This window comes from Hymenobacter agri, assembly GCF_054778495.1.
Genome location: NZ_BAAGZM010001201.1, coordinates 1 through 655, shown reverse-complemented (window position 1 = coordinate 655; position 655 = coordinate 1). Strand labels below are relative to the sequence as shown.

The window sequence follows — 655 nt, the reverse complement described above, 5'->3', positions numbered from 1 at the left end:
ACCACCGCAAAGCCCGGCGGCGCAGCCGTCCCCAACCGGGCCGAAGGCTCAGCCCACCCCCAAGTCGGCCCCGCCGGTTGCTGAGCTATACCACGAGCCCGATTCGCTACGGGCCTTTGTTGGCGTAAGGCCCCTGCGGTTTCGGTGCGTGAGCGACGACTCGCTGCGGGCCGACATGGCGCGGCAGCCCTGGGGCATCGATACGGTATGTGGGCGCTACTTGCGCATCAGCCGCCTGTTTGAGCCCACGCGGGTGCTGTACCGGGCTACGCCGGCCGCCACCTGCTGGACGCAGGTACAGCTGGAGCCGGTGGGCGACACCGGGGTGGTGGGCGGCGAGTTCACGCTCGACACGGTGGCACTCGACCCGCAGCGGCGGGTGCTGCTACTGAACCTGCGCGGCCACAACGGGTTCTGGGGCGGCAGCCTCGACTACGGCCTCACCAACCTCATCGACGTAACCGACCAGCCCCTGCTACTCCTCAAAACCGAGGCGCTGCGAGAAGACGCTAGCTACGGCCGTGAGGACGACACGACCTACGACGATGACGCCGCCGGGAGCGAAAGCCGGTCCCAAACCGTGCGCGTGCGGGCCGGGATTGTTCGGGTAGAGCCGCCCCGCCTCACTTCCCGCACCGGGCGGGGCGGGGCCGAG

At 69.8% G+C, this 655-nt stretch carries 1 protein-coding gene; it reads left to right on the top strand.

All coding sequences use genetic code 11. The features are described 5' to 3' along the window. Nucleotides 1-148: 148 nt before the first annotated feature. A partial coding sequence (locus ACYVDE_RS25320; RefSeq protein WP_460504276.1) for a hypothetical protein occupies nucleotides 149-655 on the top strand: 507 nt, incomplete at its 3' end.